General features: G+C 42.9%; 4 protein-coding genes. All 4 read right to left on the reverse strand.

The genetic code is table 11. The features are described 5' to 3' along the window. Window positions 1–9: 9 nt before the first annotated feature. The 4 genes from CPIN_RS25730 to CPIN_RS25745 are packed head-to-tail and all read right to left on the reverse strand — an operon-like array spanning window position 10 to window position 12,276. Window positions 10–1,635 carry an MBL fold metallo-hydrolase gene (locus tag CPIN_RS25730; protein WP_012792791.1) on the reverse strand — a complete coding sequence of 542 codons (1,626 nt, stop codon included), beginning with the start codon at window positions 1,633–1,635 and terminating at the stop codon, window positions 10–12. Continuing rightward, the gene (locus tag CPIN_RS25735) at window positions 1,625–2,353 is read right to left on the reverse strand and encodes a thioesterase II family protein (protein WP_012792792.1); all 729 of its coding nucleotides are present in this window, start codon (window positions 2,351–2,353) and stop codon (window positions 1,625–1,627) included. Before CPIN_RS25735 ends, CPIN_RS25730 begins: the two co-directional genes overlap by 11 nt. A gap of 10 nt (window positions 2,354–2,363) precedes the next feature. After that, entirely contained in the window at window positions 2,364–4,013 is a 1,650-nt protein-coding gene (locus CPIN_RS25740; RefSeq protein WP_012792793.1) for an ATP-binding cassette domain-containing protein, read from the reverse strand. 1 nt (window position 4,014) lies between these two features. Then, window positions 4,015–12,276, reverse strand: a complete 8,262-nt coding sequence (locus CPIN_RS25745; RefSeq protein WP_012792794.1) for a non-ribosomal peptide synthetase — start codon at window positions 12,274–12,276, stop codon at window positions 4,015–4,017. Window positions 12,277–12,416: the final 140 nt, after the last annotated feature.

Here is a 12,416-nt window from a genome sequence, read left to right on the forward strand (position 1 = left end):
TAATGGGTACTAATAAACATCTAAAACACGCTCTGACTTTCTGTTATATAAGATCTCCTTTTCGCCATAGAGTCTTTCCGCAATTATACCCCGCTCTCTACACAGATTTACCAATCTGTCAGACTGAATAATTGGGTTGGACTCATCTGTGTATTTAATACTACTGATAAACTCTACCCATGGTTCCTGACCCATTGCATATACATACACCTCTTTCGGATTAAATATATCCACCAGTGACATACCTCTAGCACAATCGGAACCATTCAGCCTTCTCGTACCATCCTGCTCCCTGGAAACCTTTTTGGTTAGTAACGGGCCATATAACCATGTTAAAGGAGCACCATCACATTCCATACCCAAAAATATTACATCGACATCTCCTATCACATCGTGAATGTGTGAATATAACGCGGGTTCCATGATTCTTGAATCCGCCATAAAAAGCAGCCTGAAACCTCCGATCTGTACCAGATGGCAGCTTTTGGCCTGAATGTTCAGATCACTATGTTCTCCGGTAAAAGGAATACCTGTAATGGAAGCATCTCCAAAAGGAATAGTTTCCAGTTCGTCAATCTCATAGACATTTTCAAATCCGATATTGTTAAACATCAATTTGAGATCCGGATCTTCCAAGCGGCCGCCTTTTGTTCTTGGAACAATGATATTCTTTATTTTATGTCTGAGTGGCAACAATGTCTCAAATAATATATGATCCTGATGATTGTGCGTTATAAGCACATAATCGATCACATCAGGAAGATCAGAATCCGAGAAATGTTCTATATCAGAATGATATCCATAGTAACTGATCAATGGATCCGCTAATATGCATACATCTTTCGTTTCTACAAGAATACATGCGTGACCGAAATACCTCATCCTGATCTTATCACCTGTATATTTATCATAAGCAGGGTGCGGCGTCTCAGTGAATAATGTTCCAAACAAAGGTTCCTGTGCCGGAGTAATACCCAGCAATTCTTTAATCGGGCCCAGTGGCTGAGGAATCCTTTTCATCCTGGCTAGCTGATCAATGCCTTTATGATCAAATGGTATTTCCAGATGCAACACATTAGGCTCTTCCAGGCGTGGCGTGCTTAATACAAATGGACGATGGTCATTATTCGTCAGCCATAATGCAAGGCTCTGTGAGGATTTATTGTAAAACCGGCTCTTATACAAAAGAGATTCAAAAAGCCTGAACCCTGGATTGTTATTTCTGTCATAAAACAGTTCCACATATCCCTTTAGGGCATCTGGCACCTTTACATACAGCTCCTCCATTCCAAAACCCTTTGCTTCCTGGATCAACATTTTGTCAAGCTGTTTTACAGCCTCTACAAATTCGATCATCTGCCTCCTCTCCTTTTTTGTATGCTGTACCAGTGCTTCTACCTCAGTAGTACGACCACCGTTAAAATCCATGAAAGGACCTCCTCTCATTTTGGGATTAAGCACCGCCTCTGCGTGAATACTGGGGGCCATAAGATAAGACTCCATAATAGTCATATGTCGTCCAGCTATGTTCATTGCGGCTGTAGCGGGGGAGATTAAATGGCTCCAGGCATACCACCTGTCGACCAATGGTTCAAATACCACATTGGGTTTCAGATACACTTCATTATATTTCATTGCTTATTGATTTAGGTTGTACTGATAATTTTTCTGATATGATGGCCAATACATCTGCCGGATATTTGGAAATGAAGAAATGTTTACCCGGCAACTGTCTGAAATCCACTGTAAAAGAAGTCTCCTTCTGCCAAAGGTGTATATCTTCTATGGTCATGGGTTCTTCGGTGCCGGTAATTACTGTAAAAGGCAGTTGCAAAGGTGCTGCCTGTTGATAGCTGTAAGTCTCTGTAGCCCTGAAATCAGCCCTTAGTATAGGCTCAAAATAATCCAGCAGTTCATCATGTGCCAGGATTTCATCTGGCAGGCCATCTAATGCCTTGATCTCTTCGATAAACTTCTGCTTTTCCATCAGATGTCTTTTTTTCTCAGATCTTGACTTTGCAGAAGGCCCCATTGTACCGGTTATAAACAGATGTACCGGCGGAGGCATACCATTTACGATCAGCTTTCTGGTTAACAGGAATGCGGTAATTCCGCCCATACTATGACCATAAATGGCGTATGTACCCTTAGTAGTCTCACTGGCAATTTGCTGATAGAGATCATTGACAATGGCGTTAATCTCCGACAGAAGTGGTTCCTGGCTCCTGGCGCCTCTGCCGGGATATTCCAGCGGAATAACACGCAATGACGGGGGAGCCTTCTGCTCATACTCCCTGTAAGAGTACTTATTACCTCCGGCAAACGGCAGGCAGTAAAGACGGATTTTTTCCATTAAAAAATTTTTATGCGGGTTCTCTTGTAATACAGGTATCCGCAATGATTTTTCCATATTCAAATCTCACCACACGATCTGCTACATGAAAAAAGTCTTCATCATGCGTCACGGCGATCACCGTCTTTCCGATTCGTTTCATCTCCTGCAGCCATTCTGTATAAAACAATTTCTTATTCCGGGGGTCCTGCTCAGCCGCCCACTCATCAAGCACAACAATCGGTTTATCCTCCAGCAATGCTAATAATAACGCCAATCTTTTCTGTTGTCCTCTTGAGAGATTAACATCGGCGCGATTTTCTTCAACATTGATCTTCAAAATACCCTTCAGATTCAACATATGCTCTAACTCCAGTAACCTACGATTGCTAGCTGACATATCATGATCATCATAATTCTCCTGAAACAATACCTGATTGGTATATACAACAGCCATATTATTACTGAATGCAGCATATGTCAACCAGTCCACTTCCTCTTCATCTATAAACACCTTACCTCCCTGCGCTCTGCACAAGGCGGTCAGCAGATTGATAAAGGTGGTTTTACCACAACCATTGCCACCAACAATAAATATGATTTCTCCTTTTGAGACAGTGAAATCCTCCAGCTCCAGGGTGAAAGAGCTACTATCTTCTGCCATATATCTGTAATGGATATCTTCAAATCTGAGCGTATTGAATTCGCGGGTGAAATTTCCCGCAGTCGGATCAGGAAGTGCGTCTACCTCAAGCTGTTCATCTATTTTTCCGATGCGCTCCACGGCGATCCTCAAAGTGGCATAAAATGGAATGACCATGATAAGCCGGGATACAGGAGACATCATAAATAATACAGTTGTTATAAATGCCGCCAGCTCGCCACTATTGGTTTTAAAGATCGCCGGTATCAGATAAATGACAAGGCCCAGAACCAGATACCAGCTATACACTCCTGTAAGCTCATTGGAAACATATTTCTTCGATACCTGCGTACTCAGGTCTTTGGACTTATTCCTGTTATGGAGAATATGCCTGTTATAAATATTATTATTCCTCAGCCACGATATTCTGATCTGTCTGAACCCTCCCAATAATTCACGAAGTGAAAAATAATACACATCCTGAAGATCCCTGACCTTATTAAGGTCTTTTTCTATTTTGCCATTCCTGTACAGATAAACAACCAGTAATACACTCATTAACAGCAGCACAACCAGGCAGGCCAATGGTGATATCCAGAAAAAGTAAAGAAAAGAACATACGATTGTAACAAGCGAGTTGATAAGGGTAACAAATATTTCCGGTACTCTGCTCAGAATACGCGTATCACCAATGGCTGCATATATTTTTTCCGCGCCCATTTTTTCAAAAGATTCATAGGATGCGGTGCGTACTTTTTTTATGACTGACAGTTCCAGGGAGAACATCACACTATTAGTGAGCGCTACCATATAATTCTGAAAAACAGCAGTAGATACAAATGAAACCAGAATTAAAAAAACGAATACCGCGTAACCCGGAATTCCTGACGATGTCAGAAATGTGGCTTTTCCACTGAATGCCTCATTGATAAGCATCAGTATGCCCATATTCGTAAAACTGCCAATCAGCCCAAGCGTTATCAAAAAAAGATAAAATAGTCTGGACTTTGTACGGAATACTTTTAACAGATCAATCATCTTATGATAATTCTATGTAGTAGTAGTTATTTTGCTCCTGTTGTTCGATAAATAATGCCAGCTCCCTGATGGTGGGACGTGTAAACACATCTATCAGTCTGACCTCTATTCCAATTTCACTGAATATGAGATTCAATAATTTATTTGCTTTGAGAGAATGTCCGCCGATGTCAAAAAAATTGTCCATAACGCCAAAGTTGCTGTGACCCAATAACTGCTCCCATGCATAGAAAAGTAGTTTTTCAGTGTCCGTTTCAGGATATATCTGTTGCCTGCTGGCAAGCGGCTGTTCCAGCAGGGATAAACTGGCGTCTAACTGCTTTCTGTCTGTCTTTCCACTGGGCGTCAGTGGGAATTCTTCCATCTCAATAAAACGATCCGGTATCATATAGACAGGTAAATGTTGACGTAAATATTCCCGAAGTATCTGTTCCCGGTTTGTGACAACAGGAAGTTTATAAACCACAAAAGCTATAAGTCTGTCATCTCCGTTCTCCCCATAATGCTTAATGACGACCGCTGCCCGGACTATGACATTGCCCATAAATACGTGTTCAATTTCCTCGGGCTCTATCCTGACACCTCTCACCTTCACCTGATTATCATTCCTGCCGCGCAACACAATATTTCCGTCAGGCAGCCACTTCCCAATGTCACCGGTCGCATACAAACGTCCCCGGGTTTCAGCAGGACCATCTATAAAACGCTGTACGGTAAGGACCGGCTGATTAAAATACCCTTTCGCCACACCCTCTCCTCCAATAAACAATTCTCCATATACCCCGATAGGCGCCAACTGATGCTGACTATCCAGAATGTACACTTCCGTATTTCTCAAGGGACGCCCTATAGTTACAATTCCATCATCTGCCGTAACTACGCCTCCTATTGAGAATATGGTAGTTTCAGTAGGACCATACATATTCCACAAACTTCCTGCACGGCAGACGAGCAAAGACCTCAGGTTTTCTGATAGCGACTCTCCACAGGTAACTGCTTTTAACTGATCACTGCCATTCCATCCACTGTCAATGAGCGCTGACCAAAAACTGGGTGTTGCCTGCATATAAGATGGACTAACCTTCTCAAAAAGCCGCTTCAGCATTCGAATATCAGCTACTTCTTCCCTATTTGCCAATACCAGCTGGGCACCGCTCACCAATGGCACAAAAAACTCGTTAACAGAAATATCAAATGTGTAATTGCTTACTGACAGCACAACATCCCTGTCTGTAACTCCCGGGGTCTTCTGTACACTAAGCAGCAGGTTTACCAGCGAGTCGTGATATACTTCCACGCCTTTGGGCTTACCAGTCGAACCAGAAGTATAAATTATATAGGCTATTTCGGCTGCGGGTTGTACCTGCTTTATATCATTCCCGGCCATCAGCACAAGTGAACTCATCTTGTCTGAACAGGGATACATAAACACCTCACAGGCCAACATATCATTCGTTATGGCAAATTCCAGCCTGTCAGTGATAACCAGTACCGGACATGCATCCTCCAATATATCAACAACTCTGGCAGTCGGCAATTGGATATCCACCGGCACATAAGTAGCACCAGCCTTCCAGATGGCCAGAATAGAGACAACTATTCTTTCCGATCTGTTCAATAGTAATGCGACCCTGTCTCCTCGCTTTATTTCATACTGACTTATCAGGTAACTACTGATCAGATCAGATTGTACGTTGATGTAATCATAGGTAAATGACTTGCCCGAACTGGTCACAGCGGGCTTCTCTGCATGCTGTTTTACCATTCGTAAAAACATATCTACTGTTGTTTCAGCTGCACTTATTTCCCGGATTGGATTAAAGTCATATAATAACTGATTTCTTTCCGACTCACTGAGAAAAGCCAGTTTCCCAACAGAAATATCAGGTTGATTGACAAATACATCCAGGATATTGATATAATGTCCTATGAGGCGTTCTATCGTCATCTCAGCAAAAAGATGCTTGTCATATTGAAATGTCAGGGATAAACCATCGACCTTCCGGTCTGCATAAATCTCCAGGTCATATTTACTCCCGTTAACTAGTCTTTCTTTCCGTTTTAACTGAACATCATCAATTGTGGCTCCCATCATATCCTGCTCACTCAGGTTGAGCAGAACATCAAACATAGAGGAACGGCTAAGATCCCTGCCTGCCTGCACTCCGTCGAGAAAGTTCTCAAAATAATAATCCTGATTTGCGTATGCGTCCAGCAATGTCTGCCGTGTCAAATTTAAAAGATTACACAGGCGGTCTTCTGTTGAAAAGCTCATCCTCAATGGCAATACATTCACAAAAAAACCCATCATACGCTCAATATCAGGATGAGACCTCCCGGACGTCGGTACCCCTATAACCATGTCGTATCTGCCGCTATACCTGGCAATCAACACACTGAGTGCTGACACCAAAAGCATGTACAGACTCACATTCTCCCTGATACAAAAATGTTCCAGCCTTCTTGCCGACTCCGGATTTAAATGCCTTACAACCGACGCTCCGATCGTTTTTTTCACAACAGGTCGTTTGAAATCATAGGGTATAGTAAGTAAGGGTAACTCATCCTGATAGATACTGCTCCAGTAAAATCGCTGTTGCTGTACATTATCCTGATGTGTTCTTTTATTCACCCAATTTACATAGTCTTTATATTGAAGAGCCGGGACAGAAAGATGTGGTGTCTTCCCTCTTTTTAATGCTCCATAAATCTCCTTGAATTCATCCATCAGTATCCTGGACGACCAGTCGTCAGTGATAATATGATGCATTACAACTGCCAATAGATGGCGTTTTGACGAGATCCTTACCAGGATGATCCTGTACAATGGTCCCTGTTCCAGCAAAAATTGTTCTTCTGCCAATCCTTTCAGCCAGTCATAAACGTCAATATTGGTATCTGTCCACTCCTTATATATGAAATTCAGCGGCTCGACTCCTGGCTGATGAATGATCTGAACAGGTTCTCCGTTATGTGCTGCAAAATTCGTTCTCAGTACCTCATGTCGTTTTACGATGAGGTCAAAAGCCGCACTGACAGTCGCTGGTTCCACACCTCCCAGCAGTTCATAAAGCAACCCTTCATTATAGGCATAAGAGTGTTCATCTATCCTATGCAACAACCATAACCTTTTTTGTGAAGGTGAAAGTTCATAGTGCGTAGACGCCGCTACTGGAAATATCTCCGCGTAAGTCGATTTTGACAATTGATTGATTCTGGCAGATAACAATCTTATGGTCGGGCATGTAAAGATGTCTCTGAGTTGTACTGAAAATCCTGTCTCTTTAAATATATTGCCTGCTATTAATGCAGCCCTGATAGAATTGCATCCAAATTCAAAAAAGTTGTCGTCGATACCGATACGCTTCAGCTCCAACACAGTCCTTATAATTTCCGCCAGCATTATATCAGTTTCTTCCGATGCCTCAATATATAATGGTGAAAGTCTCTCTGTAGAGGAAATCTGCGTTATCAACTCCTTCCTGTCAATTTTTCCGGTAGGTGTGAGTGGAAGACTTTCCAATATGTCAAACCTGTACGGAATCATATAAACCGGAAGGTATTCAGCAAGGTGCAGGCGAAGAGCGCTATCAACATACCCCTTCGCAACCGTAATACAGGCGACCAGTTCCTCTTTGTCACCGATTACGACAGCCGCAGCTTTCACTGTATGGAATGCTGTGATCACCTTTTCTATTTCCTGCAGCTCTATCCTGTATCCTCTTACTTTTACCTGAAAATCATTCCTGCCTACAAATTCGATATCACCCGAATCCAAAATACGCCCAATATCTCCGGACCTGAATAATCTCTTTTTACTATCGAAGGGACTTGCTATAAATCGCTGGGAGGTCAGTTCCGGTTGATTAAGATATCCCCTGGCAGTGCCTCCTTCTATATACATCTCGCCTAACTTACCCAATGGCATAGGCTGAAGATTATCATCCAGAATATGAATCTGATAATCAAAAAGCGGCACACCTATCAGAGATGCTTCGTGTATATCGGTAATTTCTTTATAGGCAGCACACACTGTACATTCGCTGGGACCGTAAGTATTATATATCGCCATATTTTGAAAAAGCCGGTCGATATTTGCCGGATGAAGAACATCTCCTCCACTGATAACAAGTCTTAGCGTCGCGATCCGGCTGTCCGCCCTATAATTGATCTCATTAAGGACCAGGGGCGTGGAAGACAGAATGGTGGCCCCATGATTACATATCAGCGACAACAGGTGATCTATATCCCTGCCTCCGCCAGGAGCAATAACAATTCCACCCTGTGCGCATAACGCAGGAAAGATCTCTTCCACACAAGTATCAAATGATACGGAAGATTGCTGAATGAATATATCTGAAGACCTGATATCAAAATAGCGACTGAAATAAAGTACATAATTAGCCAGCGTCTCATGCTCGATCATAACACCTTTAGGAACACCTGTTGACCCGGAGGTGTAAATGACATAAGCCAGGCTGTTCATTGTACTCTCAAAAGGTAGATTTGAACGGTTGTTCTTATAAATTGCAGGATCAGCAATATTCAGCAACATCTGCTCCTGAAAACAATCAGTAAGGCGCTCAAAGTTTGCAGTATCTGTCAGAAGACATTTCATCCCGCTATCACTGGCAATATAGGCACAACGATTTAGCGGAAGTTCCGGATCGATTGCCACATAGGCAGCACCAGTTTTAAGAATAGCCAGCATAGCGACTACAATACTTTCGTCCCGGCTGACCAGAAAACCTACTTTCTCGTCAGGCTGCACGTTAATACGCTGTCTGATAGAATGAGCAAGACAATTTGCTCTTTTGTTAAGCTCCCCATATGTCAGTATCCTGTCACCAGCCCTGACGGCTACAGCAGCAGGCGCAAGCGCTGCCTGCTGTTCAAAGATTGTATGTACTGGTCTTTTCAGATGTAGCAGATCAAAAATTCGGGGTACGGCTGGCCAGAGTATCTTCTTTTCCGCCGCTGTAAGAAAATCGATAGCTGCAATACTGACATGTTCGTCAATAGCGATAGCATCCAATATGCCTTCTAAATGTGTGGCCAAACGGGCTATTTCAGGCATGCCATACAGAGAGACATTGTATTCAATTACCATCTCAAGCTGCTCCCCTTTCTCCCAGAATTGTACTACCACATTGGTAAAGCCATTATTGACGCTGATATGCTCCCTTTCAATCAGACACCCCTCAAATCCAATCTTCAAATCATCAGCTAAAAAATTCTGATATAATACTAACAAGTTAAAAAAAGGCGTCTGATATCTGTTGTTGCCAATATCACTCATTAGTGCCTCAAAGGGATATAATTGGTTATTGAGTGCCTCAAGTACCTTTTGTCTGGTCAGCGAAATGATTTGCGGTAAAGTCTGCTGGCCATCAATGTGCGTTCTTAAACACAGGGTATTCAACATATAACCGATCATACTGTCCATTTCTGCTGAGATCCGTCCCGATACATCAAATCCAAGTACAATATCTTTACTATTGTTATACCGGTGCAACAGCACATTTAACAGCGCCATTACGATGGTAAAGGGCGTTGTATTATATTGTACAGACAACTGTCTGATCTGTGAAAAATATTGTTTATTGAATAGATGCCTGTGGCCGGCGGTACGTAAAACATTACCAGCTGCAATACCGCTTTCAGTGCCCGAAAGTCCAACAGGGGATGAAAAACCCGCCAGTTCCTTTATCCAGTACTGACGTTGTTGCTCCATGTAAGAAGATGACATCAGTTCCCGCTGCCATGCGACATAACTGCTAAACTGCAAAACAGGAAGATCTGTAACATGCGCTGGTAAATCATTCCTCAATTGATTGTAAGTAGTGCAGAGCGTTTCCCACAACCTTGACATAGACCAGCCGTCAATCAATATATGATGCACTACCAGAACAAGTAGATACTCATTCTCCTTTAAACGGACAATTTTTGCCTTTAACTGAGATGGTTCTTCCAGTAAAAAAGGTTCATTCACAAATGCGGCCATAGTTTTCCGGGCGTCGTCAGGATTTTGCATCGTATCCCTGATATTGATCACATGGAAAAGACCATCGTTGTAAGGATGAACGATTCTCTGCGGACTATCTTTCACCAGCTCAAATGAAGTACGAAGTATTTCATATTTTTCTATCAGTTGCCTGACAGCAGCTTCGAAAATCCGGACATCAAACGAGCCACTGATCTGATAGGCTACGGGCACGTTGTAAGCAGAAGAAGCCGGATATAATTTACATTCTGACCAGATCCTTTTTTGTTCCGCAGATAGCTCCACACAGTGCACATCGTTGTAAGAAGATACAGTTCTGATACTCCTGCCAGGTGATACAGTCGAAATATGCATCGCCAGGTCCCTTATATTATTATAACTGAACACTGTATCCGTCGACAATTCCAACCCTGTCCACCCCTCGATCTCTTTACACAACTGTAGGACCAGGATACTATTCATGCCACTTTCAAAAAGATTCATCTCCGCGGTGATCCGGTCAATTCCAAGTAAGCTTGCAGCCCTTTGCAATAACCCTATCTCCAGATCTTCCTTGTTTACGGATACGACGGCCGGCAGTAGTGTATTATCAGCGTCCGGCGGCCGAGGGTTGTCAATAGATTTTTCGAGATACGATGTAATAAGCTTGAAATATTGCACTTTACCACTCGTCGTCTTAGGAAATTGCGTGACGGGCACTACCTCGTAAACATGAAGGCCAATTCCCGCTTTAACGGCTTTTTTAACTGCTTCGGCTAAAGGCTCAAACTCACCGGGTTTTCCCTTATATAATAGAAACACCAGTAATTTTTCTCCGGTATCGGCGTCCCTGGTAAAAGATGCAGCTGCAATCTTTCCATATCCACCGATGCCCGCATCTGCTATAACGCGCTCGATATCCTGTGGATAATAATTTTGTCCACCTATAATGATAAGGTTTTTCCTTCTCCCCGTTACGATCAGCCGGCCACTTGCCATAAATCCAATATCTCCCGTCTTCAACCAGTGATCATCAGTAAACAGTTTTTTTGTCTCTTCGGGATTATTATAATAACCGGCAGTAACGTTATCCCCCTTGATCTCTATATGCCCGACAACCTGATCCGGCAGTATATTACCGGCATCATCGCATATTCTTAACATACAGGAAGACACAACATATCCAACGTCGACAAAGCAAACGCCTGTATCGGCGTCCTCTGCCTGTTCAATTATCCGGTCTCCCACATTCAGACTGGACCGCTGTAAATAATAGTAATTTACAGGGGTACCAGGAGGCATCGCAGTTACTTCAACAGAGGCCTCCGCCAATCCATAAGCTGATACAATACTATTGCCGCGAAGACCATATTGGCTAAGTTGTTCTACAAAATCAATACACAATGTCCTTGATATGGATTCTGCACCATTTACAATAATCCGGACGCTGGATAAATCCCAGGCAAAATCAGCTCTTCCTTTTATCGCTGACAAAAAATAATGAAATCCGAAATTTGGGGTAAACAATACCGTCGCCTTGTGCGCAGTCACTTTGTCCATCCATAATAACGGTCTTCTTATAAAAGCTGCCGTTTCAATTGATACGGCATCGATATTGCCGACTACACCGGTCAGGTGAAATCCTATCATCCCCATATCGTGCGTCAACGGCATCCAGCTAAGCAGGGTATCGGCGTCCGTGATTTCAAGGCTCCTGATAATATCATAGACGTTGGCCCTAAGATTAGCATGCGTCAGACATACTCCTTTAGGCTTACCTGTGGATCCCGACGAAAATTGTACATAAGCAAGATCTGCGGACTGTATTGATGGAATATTGATCTCCCCTGTCTCTTCCTTCAACTCAGATTGCAGTATAATTCTGTCAGACATTTCATTCCATTCATCATCTTCTGCAGCCGATCTGATCCTCTCAGCCTGAAGTGGATCACAAAAGAGATAAGGATGCGAAAGAAACTTCCACACGCTGAAAACTTTCGTTTTTTGCTCAGACTGCACACCTGTTGATAATGGGACGGGAATCATCTTCCCTAGGAGACAAGCCCAGAAAACAGTCAGCAAGGTCCTGCTGTCATCTGATTGGATCACCACCTCATCACCGCTGGTTACTCCCTTCTGTCGTAACGCAGAAAGCAGAGCCAAGGCGTTTCTATACAGTTCCCTGTATGTTATTTTTTCCTCAACGCCTGAAGAGCGGATAAAAGTAATACCTGCTTTATCCTTCGATGCGGCGTTCGTTAATGCAGCAACCAGGTCCATGATTCGTTTGTTAAAAATATACTGAAACCTTAAGCGGTGATAATGAAGGTGTGGTGATCAAACAATAGGAAACCTTGGGACAAAGCTCTCGCCATGGTAAGTAACAAACCTTACTATTCATTTGAAAATCAATGCCGTCA

Origin of the sequence: Chitinophaga pinensis DSM 2588 (assembly GCF_000024005.1) — a bacterium.
In the GTDB taxonomy this organism is placed as follows: Bacteria; Bacteroidota; Bacteroidia; order Chitinophagales; family Chitinophagaceae; genus Chitinophaga; species Chitinophaga pinensis.

Coding starts and splice junctions, on each gene's coding strand:
- CPIN_RS25730 (WP_012792791.1), bottom strand. CDS start 1,635: ATGAAATATAATGAAGTGTATCTGAAACCCAATGTGGTATTTGAACCA.
- CPIN_RS25735 (WP_012792792.1), bottom strand. CDS start 2,353: ATGGAAAAAATCCGTCTTTACTGCCTGCCGTTTGCCGGAGGTAATAAG.
- CPIN_RS25740 (WP_012792793.1), bottom strand. CDS start 4,013: ATGATTGATCTGTTAAAAGTATTCCGTACAAAGTCCAGACTATTTTAT.
- CPIN_RS25745 (WP_012792794.1), bottom strand. CDS start 12,276: ATGGACCTGGTTGCTGCATTAACGAACGCCGCATCGAAGGATAAAGCA.